We start from the raw sequence: 13,009 nt of genomic DNA, 5'->3' as shown, positions 1-13,009 counted from the left end.
TATTGATAAAAACTAATAAACCATAAAAGCCAAAAATCAGCCTTTTTTCCTTGCCTGAAATTACGCCAGTTCTTTACTCATCATCCAGACTATTTTTGGTAATGGCCTTAAAACAGATATCCAGATTAAAACCACGATACTGTAAAAAACGTACCTGACGTACCTTTTCCTTTTGCTCGGTAGGCAGTTCTTCACCAAATTTACGCATGCGCAGTTCCATAGCCTGTTGCAGCCAGTTCACCTGCTCAATATCTTCCTCAGCCAGCTCGGCCTCAATATGATGCTTTTTTAACTCCTGCTGGATACGGGCCGGGCCACGGCCTTTACGCATGTTAGCGCGCACCAGCATGCCAGCCATGCGTTCATCACTTTGATAATCATTCCCTGTGAGTTCTGCCAGCAATGGCTCAAGCTCTTCAGGGCTGGCACCGTAAAGAAGCAATTTGCTTTTAAGTTCCTGCTTGGAGTGCTCACGTTTGGCCAGCAAGGCAAAGGCAGTACTGCGCAAGCGCTGGCCTTTTAAGCTGCCTGCCGGTTTGGGCAGATCACTATTTTTCTGAAAATTTTTCATGCTCGTACCAGTATGAGAAAGAATTTATCTGATTCACCAATAGCCTAAAAACAAAACGCCTTTACAGGGTTAACCATAAAGGCGTTTGTCTAAACAGTCAGAAAATCATACCTGTTAAGGCAGGGCGTTTTACAAGTCCAGTTCAGCCAGACTTGGTTCACGCTCATCATCGTCTTCCTGTAGCTTGGCCGGATCAACCTTAACCAGCAATTGATCACGAACCTGTGCATCAATTTCGGCAGCAATGGCCGGGTTTTCTTCAAAATAACGAATCACGTTATTTTTACCCTGACCAATCTTGGCACCCTTATAGGCATACCAGGCACCGGATTTCTGCACGATTTCCTGATTGGCCGCAAGGTCGACCAGCTCACCCAGACGGTTGGTGCCTTTGCCATACATGATCTGGAACAGTGCTTCACGGAACGGCGGAGCCATTTTGTTTTTCACCACTTTAACGCGAGTTTCAGAACCAGTGATTTCATCACCTTCCTTCACGGCGCCAATCCGGCGAATATCAAGACGTACGGATGCATAGAATTTTAGGGCATTACCACCAGTAGTGGTTTCCGGGCTACCGAACATGACACCAATTTTCATACGAATCTGGTTAATGAAAATCACCATGCAGTTGGAACGCTTGGCATTACCGGTAATTTTACGCAGTGCCTGACTCATCAAACGGGCTTGCAGACCCATGTGCGAGTCACCCATTTCGCCTTCAATTTCAGCTTTAGGAGTAAGGGCAGCAACAGAATCCACCACAATCAGGTCAACCGCACCAGAGCGCACCAGCATGTCGGCAATTTCCAGTGCCTGTTCACCATGGTCTGGCTGTGATACCAGCAAGTTATCAATATCAACGCCCAGCTTGCGTGCATATTGCGGATCAAGCGCATGCTCAGCATCGATAAAAGCTGCCGTACCACCAGCTTTTTGACACTCTGCAATCACTTGCAGAGTCATGGTGGTTTTACCGGAAGATTCCGGGCCATAGATTTCGATAATACGGCCTTTTGGCAGACCGCCAATACCGAGCGCAATATCCAGACTCAAAGAGCCAGTCGATACGGCCTCAATGGCTTGTACGGTGTTGTCGCCCAAGCGCATGACGGTATTCTTACCGAATTGTTTTTCAATTTGACTTAAAGCTGCACTTAATGCCTTGCTTTTATTCTCATCCATCTCATAAACCTCATTAACTGTATCGCGTTTATACGCTGATTGCTTTCAAAACTAAAGTGGATGCCTTGGGTCGACTATATCTGATTTGCAACTTGGGCAAGCACATCATGCCAAAAAACAGAGTGGGTGAATAGGGGAAAACCAAGTAAAACGACATAGCTTGTCGTGGATTAAAGGCGATTAATAACCTTCATCATCAGTACTATAAGTGATTGAATTTTCTTGCTTAAAATGATTAATTTGACGACGGTCACGCTTGCTGGGTCGATGGTCTGGACGTGCCAGATTGGCCAGTTTGCGCTGACTGCTATAAAACTCGCGCTTGGTAATACTATGTGGCGTTTCTTCGTATAAAAGCTGTGCCTGAGGTGCACCGCCGCGCACTTCCGACAAGGCCTTGATCACCACAGTTTTCTCATCGAATCCCTGCCGAATGGTTAGCTCCATGCCAATGCGAACTTCTTTACTGACCTTGACGCGGTCACCGTCATAATGCACTTTGCCGCCTTCAATAGCTTCCTTGGCCATGCTGCGGGTCTTGAAAAAACGGGCTGCCCACAGCCATTTGTCAATGCGCATAGTTTGCAGCGCGTTCGGGGATAATTGAGCATCTGAGCGCTGAGTGTCCAGCGTTTGGTTTTTTTTCATTAACATTCCATTAGACCTGTTAGGGGTCAATCATTCCTCAACCTGAATGGATAATAAGCTGCTGCTTAGTTCATTTAATTGGTCTATTGCTGGAAATTTCAACTGCTGACGTGCCGGTAATTTACTATCTGGTTGCACAATGCCATAAACATGTTGAATGCCATAGTGTTGCGCAGCCTGTAAGACAGGTTCACTGTCATCCACAAAAATTGTTCTTTTCTTATCAAAAGGATACTGGGCAGCCAGCTTATGCCAGAATAATTCCTGTTCCTTGGCAAAACCCAGGTCATGGCTTGAGATCAGATGATCAAACCAGTGGGCAATTCCGGTTTTTTGCATTTTAACGTTGAGGACAATCGGATGTGCATTGGTTACCAGCCACAGCTTTTTATTGGCCATTTTAAGGTCATGCAGCAACTGCAAGGCATGCGGGCGCAGACAAATATGATCTTGATATTGAATTTTCAGCGTGGTTAGATCAAGGTTCAGCGCATTGCTCCAGTAAGGCAGGGAATACCAGTTTAGCGTGCCTTCCTGTGCCTTGAATTGTGGCTTGAGCAATTCCAATGCATGATCGAAAGGATGCTGATGCAAGGCTGCCCATGCCTGTGGCACCGCCTGTTGCCAGAACAGATTATCAAACGCCAGATCAAGTAGGGTTCCGTCCATGTCAAACATGACGAGATCAATTGCTTGCCAGTTAATGTTCAAAACCATTTCCTGTAAATAATGAAGTGAAAAATGATTGAAGATAAACCCATGCCGGATGAGATGCCGATTAATGATGCAGCGGTTGAAAGTGCAACAGTTGCAGAATCAATAGTTGAAAGTCCAGCGGTTTTAAAGGCGGATCAGTCTATTCAGTTGCTGGTAGAACTGGTAAAAAACGTCAATCATCTGTTGTGTGAATTTTATCAGGATTACCAGCAAAACCAAGTATTGCAGATTTCCAATAAGGCCGATAAGTCACCAGTCACGGAAGCAGACATGGCGGCGCATCACCTGATTGAACAGGGTTTAAAAAAGATTAATCCACTGATTCCGGTACTATCGGAAGAATCATCAGACTATAAGCTGCGCTTTGACTGGCATGAATTCTGGCTGGTTGATCCACTGGACGGCACGCGTGAGTTTATTAATCAAACGGGTGAATTTACTGTCAATATTGCGCTGATCCATCACGGCGTGGTGCAGCTGGCCATTATTGGTATTCCAACTTTAAAGCGCATATATTTAACGCGCAAAAACCAGCCGCTCTACCGGATTGATGAGGCAGGGGATAGTTTGCTGTGGCAGGAAATTCAACCAAAACCTGTTAATTTAAGCAGTTGGCAGATTGCAATTAGTCGTCGTAGTGAATGGAAAGTGTATCAGCAGTTTAAGCAGGTATTGCATGACCGCCAGCAAACCTTTGACTGCAAAAATGCTGGCAGTGCTTACAAGTTTTGTCTGATGCTCGAGGGTGAAATTGATGTGTACCCGCGTTTTCACCCGACCAGCGAGTGGGATACTGCGGCAGGGCAAGGCTTGCTGGAGGCCATTGGCGGCGGCGTGTATGACTTGCAGGGACGGCCATTTGCCTATAACCAGCGCCATGATTTGCTAAACGGGCATTTTATGGCAGTGCGGCAAAATGATTTCCTACCCTCTGCTTTACAAGTCGCTCAGGAAACCCTAAAAGCGCTGACATAGACCCAATTTTGTGCATGACTCGTGATATAGTCAGTGACCAGTTTGCCTGATTTAAAAATGACGTGACCAGTGCTTTAACCCAACATTTGCCTGCTTCCATGTTTAAGGCCATTGAGCTGCTGCCAAAAGGTAATCAGCCCTTGGTATTGCTTACACGTCATTCCATTCGTGAGCCTGCTGACAGCAACGGTTTTGCCAGCTATCAACTGCCATTAACGTCACTTGGCCGTGATCTGGCTTTTGAGTGGGGTCAATGGCTATCAGCAAATACCGATTTGCAAATTGCATCCTGTCTGAGCAGTCCCATTCCGCGCTGTGTTGATACCGCAAGCGAGATGTTAAAAGGGGCGCAAGCTGCTATCGAAATCCCGCTTAATCCGCAGCAGCAGTCAGAAACTTCCCTGTTAAACATTAACCAGCATAACCTGTTGGTAGAGCCGGGTAGTTTTGTCGTAGATATTGCACAGGCCGGGCCACGTTTCAAGCAGTATGGGGCATTAAAATTTATAAACTGTTTTTTGAGCAATCAATTACCCGGTATGAAAATTCCAGTGCAGGGCGCGCAGGATATCTTGCGCCTGCTGTTTGATCATTTGCCCAAACAGGACAATCATTTATTGCTGGCGGTAAGCCATGACACTATTCTGGCAGCCCTGTTTGCGGTGATGGCAGGTCAAACCACGATTGAGCGCAAGGACTGGCCTGACATGATGGAAGGCGCGTTTTTATGGTTTGACGGGGATAGCTTTGAAAGTAGTCGTGTGAACTGGATCTGGCGCGGTCAGCATTATCAGTTTAAAGTTCAAAATATTTAAGGTAGGCCATAAAAATGTACTTATACAGACCAGTTGGGTTATTTGAATATCAATTAATTAAAGAAAGCGGCTTTAAAAAATTTCCGCCCAGATTATATTGGCAACCTATTTTTTATCCGGTATTAACACAGCAATATGCTGAAAAAATTGCCAAAGAGTGGAACACGCAGGATCAAGGTGGTGGTTATATAGGCTATGTAACTCGCTTTAAAATGCCGGATGCCTATTTAAGCCAATTTGAAGTCAAAGTGGTTGGCGATTCTTTTTGTCAAGAGTTATGGATACCTGCTGCTGAGCTGGAAAACTTTAACTCACAGATTCAGGGCACCATAGAAATCATTAATGTATTTAAAGGCGAGAAATTTCGGGAAGACGCGCAAATACCGGATTATATGCATAAAAATGACAGTGGTGTTTCGGAGTGGTAGTGATGGTGATTTGTAACATTTGAAGATTTGACGTTAACCCGACTTCCATCCGATTACTTCAGCATTTGTCGGTCAACTTGCAGATTTATTTTTGCATGGTTTTATCAGCCGTATAATCAAAGTAATTATCAGCCTCTTCATCAGGATCATTAAATTGCTGAACTGAAAAACCTGACTCCATTCCATCACTGGACAGATCAGGCTCAGACGGATTAATTCGCAAGGTTTCAAAACGAACCCGACCCTGTTTAATCGCTTCAGCAATGGCAAGCTGGCCCTGACTTAAGCGTGCCTCTCCACTTTTTATGTCCATTAAAATGACTTCAATGGCGTCGCTGGGCAAGTTACCGTCACGCCAGTCGGTATAGCCATCAAAAATCACGTAATCCACCGGATCACCCAGAAACTTGGCATCAGAAGGCAGGTATTCAAAGTCAGGCAGCAATGGAGCAAATTGCTCGGCGATGCGGCCTTTAATGGTTGCGCGGCTGGTGTTCAGGCTTTTTTTAACCGCACGCTGGATTTCTTGTTGATGGCTTAGCTGGAGCTGCTGGATTTTTTGCTCATATTCGGTGACTACACTGGTATTGCGACTATTGGACAGCATAAAATAGGTGAGCAGGCCACCAATGACAATACCCATGAAAATCGCTACTGCAATCGCCATAAATACCTAAATGAAATAAAAAGGGCATTATAGCAAACCATAATACCCTGATAGATACAAACGCTTTGACTCACAGTCAGACCAAATGGCTGTGTGCCTAAAATCAATAGCCCAATTGACGACTAGCCAGATCTTTCATGATTTCCTCTGCACCGCCACCAATCATGTTGACCTTAACCTCACGGTAAATGCGTTCAACCCGTGTACCGCGCATATAGCCCATGCCGCCCAGCGTTTGCACGGCTGCATCTGCACAAAATTGCATGGCACGTGTTGCCACATTTTTTAAAATACAGATTTGTGCCACCAGATCGGAACCTTGCTGGTCAGGCTGGCCCAGTTTCCAAGCTGTATCCTCCAAGAGCGCACGCGTGGTTTGCAACTGGGTGGCCATATCCACCAGCTTATGCCGCATCACCTGATGATCCACCAGCCGCTTGCCAAAGGTTTTGCGATCTTTCGCCCACGCCAATGCATCTTCATAGCAGACTTTGGCAAAACCATAGGATGAGGCAGCCAGCCAGAAGCGCTCCATATTGAAGTTTTGCATAATCACCAAAAAGCCCATGTTTTCCGGGCCAATCAGATGACTTGCGGGAACGCGGCACTCATCAAAGTGCAGGTGAGCCGTATCCGAAGCCCACCAGCCCATTTTATCCAGTGGGGATTTCGAAAGGCCCGGCGTGTTGCCTTCAACCAGCAGCATTGAAATTCCATTGGCACCTTTGGCATCAGGATCAGTGCGCACGGCAACTGTGTAATAATCGGCACGGATGCCCGAGGTAATAAAGGTTTTTTCACCAGTCACAATATAGTGGTCGCCATCACGGATGGCGCGGGTTTTAAGCGCTGCGACATCTGAACCACCGCCGGGTTCGGTAATGGCCAGTGCTGAAATTTTTTCACCGGATAAAATCTGTGGCAGTACCCTGGCTTTTAATTCATCACTGCCGAAATTTTTGATGGGTGGGGCGCCAATGCTGTGTGAGAGTAGGGACGCCAATAAACCGCCTGAACTACACTGCGCCAGCTCAATAGAGGCCAGCATTGTATAAAATGCATCGACATCAGGTGTGCCGCCATAGGGTTCTGGATAACCCAGCCCTAGCAAGCCAATATCAGCAGCTTTCTTATACAACTCGCGTGGAAAGGTGCCAGCCTCGTCCCATTCGTTGACAAAAGGGGTAATTTCCTGCGCGGTAAACTTACGGATGGTGTCGGCAAATGCGAGGTGGTCAGGTGTATAATACAGCGGGTTAGGATTCATCAGGCAGTTTCCATTGCAAATTGCTTTTGATTCTGCCATGCCTGTTTTACGAATGATTTGATCAAAATGCTCAAAAAAATCAGGCAAAATAGTGAATAGGTCTTTTTGATCAGGCAGTCTATGCTGCTTTTTTAAATATCTTCTTGTTCATTAAATGCAAAAAGCCCACCGAAGTGAGCCTTTTGAAAAATCATTTTTAGTGACGAATGAACGCTACCAGAAACGATTTACTGGAGGACTATGCAAATTATTTGCTAGCCAGTGCCTTGATATGGGCATTCAGGCGGCTCTTATGACGAGCAGCCTTGTTTTTGTGAATAATGCCTTTGTCAGCCATGCGGTCGATAACCGGAACAGCTTTCTTGTAGGCTTCGCTTGCTACAGCGTGTTCGCCAGCAGCAATTGCGTTCACTACTTTTTTGATGTAGGTACGAACCATGGAACGCAAGCTTGCGTTGTGTTGACGCGCTTTCACGTTTTGACGGGCGCGTTTTTTAGCCTGAGCAGAGTTTGCCACTCGTGCACTCCTTGAAAAATAGATTAGTTATGGGCGGGCCTTGTTGCGTTGCTCATGTGTCCATCCACCATTAACACTGGATAATATGGCTACATGCGCATTAAGGTTGCTAACAACCCAGCCCGTAAACAAGTGGCGAATTCTGCCCAAAATGATGCCTAAAGTCAAGCCTGAATGCTATATAAGCGTGCAGTCTCAGCACTTTGCCACCAGATTTGAACATTATTTTAATCAATACACCTTTATGCTGACATTCTGCTCTTGTATGATTCGCTAAAACAATAACATAGGCGATTTTTCCTTATGACAGTGTTTCAGGCTGACTCACGGCAAAAAAGTGCTATTGTGATTGGAGCAACCGGACTGGTTGGTTCTTTGCTGGTAGAGAAACTTCTGGCTTCCAGGCATTATCGCACGGTCTATCAGGTAGTGCGGCAAGCACCTGTTGCACTGCTAGGCACAGCACCCGAGCAATCGCTGGAAACAATTGTTATTCCTGACTTCGGACGGCTTGAAAAAATGCTGACCCGGCTGGATTTACAGCACGCAGACGCCTTTAGCACACTGGGTACCACCTTAAAACAGGCGGGTAGCAAGCAACAGTTCAGTCAGGTTGATTTAACTTATAACCTGAATTTTGCCCAAATTGTTAGGGAGCTGGGTGCACAACACTTTTTATTGCTAAGTGCTACCGGTGCTAAACCCGATTCCCCAATATTTTATAACCGGATTAAAGGCCAGCTTGAGCGTGCTATTGAGCAGTTGTGTTTTGAGCGTTTGTCCATTTTTCAGCCATCCTTGCTGCTGGGTCAGCATCGTGATCAACGTTTGATGGAAAGCATGGCACAAAAAGCCTTTACACTGGGTCAGCATTTATTGCCTGCGGACTGGCGCTATCGACCCATTGAGGCTGAGCGGGTAGCACAGGCCATGTATCTGGCAGCCACATGCCTTATTAATGGCCAAATAAGTTATGGCAAAACTGTTTATTCCAACACTGATTTACTCAATATGACCCTGGAGACTCCTGCATGACCACTGTAACCGCTGTAGTGCCTGATTTTGTGACCTGTGACTTACTGGATGACCATCCACAAACCCAAGTAATGAGCCCATCCCTTGATGGTAAATCATTCAGGAATTTTGGTGGACGCAAGGCCTTTGGTGGTGAAGTGGTGACTGTCAAATGCTTTGAAGACAATTCACGGGTAAAGGAATTACTGGCCACAGAAGGCGCTGGCAAGGTACTGGTGGTGGATGGTGGTGCGTCCATGCGCTGTGCATTGCTGGGTGATCTGATTGGCGAAAGTGCGGTTAAGCATAACTGGGCTGGTGTGATTGTGTATGGCTGTGTGCGGGACGTCGATGCTCTGGCGCAGCTTGATTTGGGCGTGCAGGCACTGGCAGCCATTCCACAAAAAAGTAACCGTAAAGGCGCTGGTGAAACTGGCCTGACCTTAACTTTTGGCGGTGTTACCATTGAACCGGGTCATTATATTTATGCAGACAATAATGGCATTCTGGTATCTACCGAGAAACTAACTGACTTTTAGTAGCACAGCAACTAGCAGCACAGCAACTTGCCGCACTATAACTGCCATTTTTTACTAAAGAATTGAATTGAGAGAATTATGATCGTACATCAAGCCAAAGTCTTGCGTTCTGTGTTGGCCACTATTTTAGAGGGCGGGCGTGGGGTCATGGGCACGCCAAATCCCAATCAGCCAGCAAAACCCATTCGCCTGTATGACTTTGAAGCGTCACCGTATTGCCGTCGCGTGCGGGAAGTGCTCACCATGCTGAATCTGGATGTGGAAATTTATCCTTGTCCTAAAAAAGGCACACGCTTTCGTCCACAGGTTAAGCAACTGGCCGGTAAAACCCAGTTTCCATTTCTGGTAGATGAAAACACAGGCATCAAACTGCTGGAATCACAGGATATTATTGATTATTTATTCAAAACTTATGGCAAAAATGGCAAAACGCCGAGTAAATACCAGAACCTGCCAAAAATTCCAGTGGGTGGATTTTTAGTGACCATTGCTGGCGGAATCAATGGCTTGATGGCAGAAAAAAACAATGCCCAAAAAGCGGTACCAGACCAGTTGCTGGAGCTATGGAGCTTTGAAGGCAGCCCTTATACCCGTCTGGTGCGTGAGCGTCTGTCTGAACTGGAACTGCCGTATGTATTACATAATGTCGCCAAAGAGCGCTGGCAGGACATGGGGCCAGCCAAACTGCGCTTAAAGCCGGGTAAATATGTACCGATTGCTGGTGGCAAGCGTGCTGGTGTTTACGCCGTGCAGGGGCGTTTACAGGTGCCTTATCTGGTTGATCCCAATACAGGTATTAGTTTGTATGAGTCAAAAGATATTCTCGATTATCTGAACAAAACCTATGCTTAACGCAAAATTGTTGCAAAATATGCCACATTAATGCAGCTTTCTGGTTAAAATAGCCGCCTTTTTCAAAAACGATGCATCATCCAGTTGCATCGTTTTTTATTGAGCAGTCCATCATGCAATCGTGTGTTTGATTACGCCTGCATTGCACGCTCAAATCTAAAAGTGCAGCATTTGCACCGCGCTACCTGTAAAACCCGTCAGTGAGAGATTAGCCATGAACCACCATGTTGATGTCATGATTAGTGAGCAACAAATTAAAGCGCGTATCAAGGAGCTTGCCGCGCAAATTAATCAGGATTACCAGCACGCAGGTTCCAATCTTTTACTGATTGGCCTGTTGCGCGGCTCATTTATTTTTATGGCTGATTTGTGCCGTGAAATTACTGTGCCACATCAAGTGGATTTTATGACGGTGTCCAGTTATGGCAACAATACCACCAGTTCGCGCGATGTGAAAATTGTGCAGGATCTGGATGAAAGCATTGAAAATACGCATGTGCTGATTGTGGAGGACATCATTGATTCGGGTAATACCTTAAGTAAGGTGCGCGACCTGTTTTTACTGCGTAAACCTGCTTCACTGGAAATTTGTACATTAATTGACAAGCCTTCACGCCGTGAAGTTGAAGTGCCAGTTAAATATATTGGCTTTTCTATTCCCGACAAATTCATTGTCGGCTTTGGGCTGGATTATGCGCAGTTCTATCGTCATTTGCCGTATATTGGCATTGTAACGCTGGCTGAAAATGCGAATGATTAAACAGGTCTAATCAATAAAGTTTAAATATGGCTAATAAAAGCCCTGATCACTATCGGGGCTTTTTATTGCACGGCTTTTGAAACCTTAATTCTTCAGCCATTGCTTTTGATAAAATTATTACCGAATAGCCCAGATATTAAACTTGACGGTTTAGTAATGCTGTTATAGCGTGAAGTTATTCATATTAAATCTGGATATTTCAATGACTAAGTCTGGCTCACGCACTCAAGACAGAAATTTAGAAAATCAGCCCTCATCACAGCAAATGCCACAGGACAGTTTATCTACCATTCAAATAGACGGTAAAGAGCGCTATTTTGAGCCAGCGCCTGCTGATATTAGCGTGGAAAATTTTAAGAAAGTAGTGACCAGTCGTCGTTCAGTTCGCAAGTTTACCAATACACAAATTCCCAAGGCGGTGCTGGATGACTGCCTAGATATGGCATTGCTGGCACCAAATTCCTCCAACCTGCAACCGTGGACATTTTATGTGGTGCGCAGCCCTGAGAAAAAAGCCAAACTGGTCACCGCCTGCATGAGCCAGCTGGCGGCCAAAACTGCGGCTGAATTAATTGTCTGCGTGGCACGTACTGACCGCTTAGATGAAATGGCCAAAAACAACCTGAAATACTGGCCCATGCCGAAAACCCCAAAGCCTGTGAAGCAGTATTACAGCCTGATTGCCTATAACTATAAAACTGGTTTCTTGAACACTTTGGGCGCTGCCAAAAAGGTGGTATTTAGTATTGTTGGGCAATTTCAGCCTTTGCCGGTCACTGCATTTACCCATGCGGATGCGCGTTTATGGGCAGCTAAAAGTACAGCGCTGGCTTGTGAAAATCTGGTGCTGGCCTTGCGGGCACATGGTTTTGACAGCTGCATGATGGAAGGTTTTGATGAACCGCGTGTGCGCAAGCTGCTAGATTTGCAGGATGAAGAATTCCCGATTATGGTGATTGGTGCAGGCGAGCGTGCTGACGATGGCGTGTTCTGGCCACAATTGCGCTTTGACCGTAATTTGTTTGTTAAAGAAGTTTAAGAATTTTCAGACGTTATATTTAAATCTGCTTACAAATGTGCTGGCTGTTTATCAATGATGGCTTGCATTGAGGTTGTAATGGGTTGATAGTGAATTTAAGCAATACGCATTGCCCAGCATACCTGTTCCTAGGCATCATGTTTGGGTAATTTAACGCCTGTTTCTAGTACAGGCACATAAAAGGGATACTCAGACGGGTATCCCTTTTTTATGGAAGGGCGAGTAATGAAAATCTATTCTATACAAGAAGGCTAACCAGCCAGCGTAACCTGACATAAACTTAAACCTACGGCTTTTTTTATAAATTTTTGGTCAAAGGTTTTCAATTGGCTAACCTGTTCACATTTTGCCAGATGCATAGCATCACCAAAATCTAATCCCTGACTATACCAGTTAATCACTTGAGCGATTAAAGCAGGATTATCCAGAATGATATTTGGTAAACCAAATAATTTAGTCATCGCGTTGCAAATTTGTGCAGCTGAAAAGTCATAAGCGTAACGTAATACCCATTCGCTCTCTAATATCACTGAGTCAGCAATATAAATAACTGAATCTTGAAAAAGCTTATAGGCAATATCGTATTGCTTACTGTCATCATGGGTTAAAAGACGAATAATAATGTTGGTATCAATTGCTATCATGCCATACCCGCTTTAACTTCTGAGCAATAGCAATGTCTATTTCATGTTGTGTTTTTTTAGCTACCATAGGAAGACAGCCTGCTACTTCATCTAAGCTACTTGGCGCAAATAAAGCTTTAGGTTGTAACAATACGCCTTCTGGGGTATCTATAACATTAAATTCCGCGCCACTCTCCCACTGATGTGCTGTTCGGATAGCTTTGGGAATAATCACCTGACCTTTACTAGAAAGCCGGGTTACTGTAGAAACCTTGGAGAGATTAGCGATTTCCATTGTACAGTCCTTGAAGTAAGACGTAGGTAAGAATATCACTTAATCTTATTAAAATCAATCAAGATACAGTACTGATCAACTAAGATTTAGAAAATAT

General features: G+C 45.2%; 16 protein-coding genes and 1 pseudogene. 8 read left to right on the top strand and 9 right to left on the bottom strand.

Features of this window, described 5'->3' with window-relative positions; genetic code table 11:
- Window positions 1-73: 73 nt before the first annotated feature.
- The 4 genes from E2B99_RS02335 to yrfG form a co-directional block, all read right to left on the bottom strand.
- Window positions 74-571, bottom strand: coding sequence for a regulatory protein RecX (locus E2B99_RS02335; RefSeq protein ID WP_134243386.1), 498 nt, complete (start codon window positions 569-571; stop codon window positions 74-76).
- A gap of 129 nt (window positions 572-700) precedes the next feature.
- Window positions 701-1,756: a recombinase RecA gene (gene recA, locus E2B99_RS02330; RefSeq protein WP_026470267.1), complete on the bottom strand. Its 1,056-nt coding sequence runs from the start codon at window positions 1,754-1,756 to the stop codon at window positions 701-703.
- Window positions 1,757-1,936: 180 nt separating this feature from the next.
- Window positions 1,937-2,404: an RNA-binding S4 domain-containing protein gene (locus E2B99_RS02325; RefSeq protein ID WP_134243385.1), complete on the bottom strand. Its 468-nt coding sequence runs from the start codon at window positions 2,402-2,404 to the stop codon at window positions 1,937-1,939.
- Window positions 2,405-2,434: 30 nt separating this feature from the next.
- Window positions 2,435-3,115 (bottom strand): GMP/IMP nucleotidase, encoded by a 681-nt coding sequence (gene yrfG, locus E2B99_RS02320; protein ID WP_166738965.1) that lies wholly within the window; start codon window positions 3,113-3,115, stop codon window positions 2,435-2,437.
- Between the two features lie 30 nt (window positions 3,116-3,145).
- Between yrfG and E2B99_RS02315 the strand changes: the two genes are divergently transcribed.
- The 3 genes from E2B99_RS02315 to E2B99_RS02305 all read left to right on the top strand — a co-directional run bounded on the left by E2B99_RS02315 (window position 3,146) and on the right by E2B99_RS02305 (window position 5,339).
- On the top strand, window positions 3,146-4,096 hold the full coding sequence (locus tag E2B99_RS02315; RefSeq protein WP_134243383.1) for a 3'(2'),5'-bisphosphate nucleotidase CysQ family protein: 951 nt from the start codon (window positions 3,146-3,148) through the stop codon (window positions 4,094-4,096).
- A 98-nt stretch (window positions 4,097-4,194) separates the two neighbouring features.
- Window positions 4,195-4,911 carry a histidine phosphatase family protein gene (locus E2B99_RS02310; RefSeq protein ID WP_134243413.1) on the top strand — a complete coding sequence of 239 codons (717 nt, stop codon included), beginning with the start codon at window positions 4,195-4,197 and terminating at the stop codon, window positions 4,909-4,911.
- Between the two features lie 14 nt (window positions 4,912-4,925).
- Complete coding sequence (locus tag E2B99_RS02305) at window positions 4,926-5,339, top strand: ADP-ribosylation/crystallin J1 (RefSeq protein ID WP_134243382.1); 414 nt, start codon at window positions 4,926-4,928, stop codon at window positions 5,337-5,339.
- A gap of 211 nt (window positions 5,340-5,550) precedes the next feature.
- Here E2B99_RS02305 and E2B99_RS02300 read toward each other — a convergent pair.
- From E2B99_RS02300 to rpsT, 3 genes and pseudogenes are all read right to left on the bottom strand, one after another.
- A pseudogene (locus E2B99_RS02300) lies at window positions 5,551-6,006 on the bottom strand (Holliday junction resolvase-like protein); the annotation flags it as partial.
- Window positions 6,007-6,109: 103 nt separating this feature from the next.
- Window positions 6,110-7,273 (bottom strand): acyl-CoA dehydrogenase family protein, encoded by a 1,164-nt coding sequence (locus E2B99_RS02295; RefSeq protein WP_134243380.1) that lies wholly within the window; start codon window positions 7,271-7,273, stop codon window positions 6,110-6,112.
- A 247-nt stretch (window positions 7,274-7,520) separates the two neighbouring features.
- On the bottom strand, window positions 7,521-7,790 hold the full coding sequence (gene rpsT / locus E2B99_RS02290; RefSeq protein ID WP_026470274.1) for a 30S ribosomal protein S20: 270 nt from the start codon (window positions 7,788-7,790) through the stop codon (window positions 7,521-7,523).
- Between the two features lie 303 nt (window positions 7,791-8,093).
- Here rpsT and E2B99_RS02285 point away from each other — a divergent pair, with 303 nt between their 5' ends.
- From E2B99_RS02285 to E2B99_RS02265, 5 genes are all read left to right on the top strand, one after another.
- The gene (locus E2B99_RS02285; protein WP_134243379.1) at window positions 8,094-8,825 is read left to right on the top strand and encodes an NAD-dependent epimerase/dehydratase family protein; all 732 of its coding nucleotides are present in this window, start codon (window positions 8,094-8,096) and stop codon (window positions 8,823-8,825) included.
- Complete coding sequence (rraA, locus tag E2B99_RS02280; protein WP_134243378.1) at window positions 8,822-9,343, top strand: ribonuclease E activity regulator RraA; 522 nt, start codon at window positions 8,822-8,824, stop codon at window positions 9,341-9,343. Before E2B99_RS02285 ends, rraA begins: the two co-directional genes overlap by 4 nt.
- 78 nt (window positions 9,344-9,421) lie before the next feature.
- Window positions 9,422-10,195: a glutathione S-transferase N-terminal domain-containing protein gene (locus tag E2B99_RS02275; RefSeq protein WP_134243377.1), complete on the top strand. Its 774-nt coding sequence runs from the start codon at window positions 9,422-9,424 to the stop codon at window positions 10,193-10,195.
- 214 nt (window positions 10,196-10,409) lie between these two features.
- Window positions 10,410-10,955, top strand: a complete 546-nt coding sequence (gene hpt / locus E2B99_RS02270) for a hypoxanthine phosphoribosyltransferase (RefSeq protein WP_134243376.1) — start codon at window positions 10,410-10,412, stop codon at window positions 10,953-10,955.
- A gap of 265 nt (window positions 10,956-11,220) precedes the next feature.
- Window positions 11,221-11,994, top strand: a complete 774-nt coding sequence (locus E2B99_RS02265) for a nitroreductase family protein (RefSeq protein ID WP_134243412.1) — start codon at window positions 11,221-11,223, stop codon at window positions 11,992-11,994.
- A 251-nt stretch (window positions 11,995-12,245) separates the two neighbouring features.
- Here E2B99_RS02265 and E2B99_RS02260 read toward each other — a convergent pair whose 3' ends face one another.
- Window positions 12,246-12,638 (bottom strand): type II toxin-antitoxin system VapC family toxin, encoded by a 393-nt coding sequence (locus tag E2B99_RS02260; protein WP_134243375.1) that lies wholly within the window; start codon window positions 12,636-12,638, stop codon window positions 12,246-12,248.
- Complete coding sequence (locus E2B99_RS02255; RefSeq protein WP_134243374.1) at window positions 12,625-12,912, bottom strand: AbrB/MazE/SpoVT family DNA-binding domain-containing protein; 288 nt, start codon at window positions 12,910-12,912, stop codon at window positions 12,625-12,627. The genes E2B99_RS02260 and E2B99_RS02255 overlap by 14 nt, the downstream gene beginning before the upstream one ends.
- Window positions 12,913-13,009: the final 97 nt, after the last annotated feature.

This window comes from Alkanindiges illinoisensis (genome assembly GCF_004377485.1).
Classification (GTDB): Bacteria; Pseudomonadota; Gammaproteobacteria; order Pseudomonadales; family Moraxellaceae; genus Alkanindiges; species Alkanindiges illinoisensis_A.
Note: the sequence above shows the minus strand (reverse complement) of the source record. Positions and strands in the feature narration are given on the sequence as shown.

Bases quoted from the DNA above. Each gene is read 5' to 3' on its own strand.
- E2B99_RS02335 (WP_134243386.1), bottom strand. From the start codon at position 571: ATGAAAAATTTTCAGAAAAATAGTGATCTGCCCAAACCGGCAGGCAGC.
- recA (WP_026470267.1), bottom strand. From the start codon at position 1,756: ATGGATGAGAATAAAAGCAAGGCATTAAGTGCAGCTTTAAGTCAAATT.
- E2B99_RS02325 (WP_134243385.1), bottom strand. From the start codon at position 2,404: ATGAAAAAAAACCAAACGCTGGACACTCAGCGCTCAGATGCTCAATTA.
- E2B99_RS02315 (WP_134243383.1), top strand. From the start codon at position 3,146: ATGATTGAAGATAAACCCATGCCGGATGAGATGCCGATTAATGATGCA.
- E2B99_RS02310 (WP_134243413.1), top strand. From the start codon at position 4,195: ATGTTTAAGGCCATTGAGCTGCTGCCAAAAGGTAATCAGCCCTTGGTA.
- E2B99_RS02305 (WP_134243382.1), top strand. From the start codon at position 4,926: ATGTACTTATACAGACCAGTTGGGTTATTTGAATATCAATTAATTAAA.
- E2B99_RS02295 (WP_134243380.1), bottom strand. From the start codon at position 7,273: ATGAATCCTAACCCGCTGTATTATACACCTGACCACCTCGCATTTGCC.
- E2B99_RS02285 (WP_134243379.1), top strand. From the start codon at position 8,094: ATGACAGTGTTTCAGGCTGACTCACGGCAAAAAAGTGCTATTGTGATT.
- rraA (WP_134243378.1), top strand. From the start codon at position 8,822: ATGACCACTGTAACCGCTGTAGTGCCTGATTTTGTGACCTGTGACTTA.
- E2B99_RS02275 (WP_134243377.1), top strand. From the start codon at position 9,422: ATGATCGTACATCAAGCCAAAGTCTTGCGTTCTGTGTTGGCCACTATT.
- hpt (WP_134243376.1), top strand. From the start codon at position 10,410: ATGAACCACCATGTTGATGTCATGATTAGTGAGCAACAAATTAAAGCG.
- E2B99_RS02265 (WP_134243412.1), top strand. From the start codon at position 11,221: ATGCCACAGGACAGTTTATCTACCATTCAAATAGACGGTAAAGAGCGC.
- E2B99_RS02260 (WP_134243375.1), bottom strand. From the start codon at position 12,638: ATGATAGCAATTGATACCAACATTATTATTCGTCTTTTAACCCATGAT.
- E2B99_RS02255 (WP_134243374.1), bottom strand. From the start codon at position 12,912: ATGGAAATCGCTAATCTCTCCAAGGTTTCTACAGTAACCCGGCTTTCT.